1 protein-coding gene is annotated in these 481 nt (G+C 56.8%); it reads left to right on the top strand.

Annotated elements, in window-relative coordinates; translation table 11 throughout:
• Positions 1-215: 215 nt before the first annotated feature.
• Positions 216-481 (top strand): hypothetical protein (locus AC1D0P_RS28870; protein ID WP_477679870.1); only part of this gene is annotated, 266 nt, incomplete at its 3' end.

Here is a 481-nt window from a genome sequence, read left to right as displayed (position 1 = left end):
CCTTGATGGTGGCCATTCCCCCTCCGACTGTTTTTAATTACGCCCTCTTGCCAAACAGGGCTGTCTTTGCTGTTATACGAAACGTTTCGACTTGGCAAATTGACGTCGCGGGATTTGGGGAGGACCAGGCCGCGATTTTTTGAGACCCGAACACGAAACGTTTCGACAATTCGAATGAATGGAAACGCGCCGGCAGAGGCGCATGGGAGGATGATATGCAGGATATTTCGCGGCGCACGCTGCTGGCTACATCTGCGGCTGCGCTCGTCGGCGCCGGCGTCGGACGTGCCTTTGCGCAATCCGATGTCTCGGCGACACTGAAAGTGCAGGGTTTCGGTGGCGACGCCGAAATGGCGGCGATGACCAATGCCATTGCCCGCTTCAACAAAAAATACCCCAACGTCAAGGTCGAACTGGCCGTCGACCCGATCTCGACCGGCTGGGGCGACTATGTGACGAAGGTGTTCGCGCAGTTCAATTC

It is taken from the genome of Polaromonas sp. P1_G2 (genome assembly GCF_056405515.1).
The sequence above is the reverse complement of the archived record's forward strand: the minus strand, read 5'-3'. Positions and strand labels throughout refer to the sequence as shown.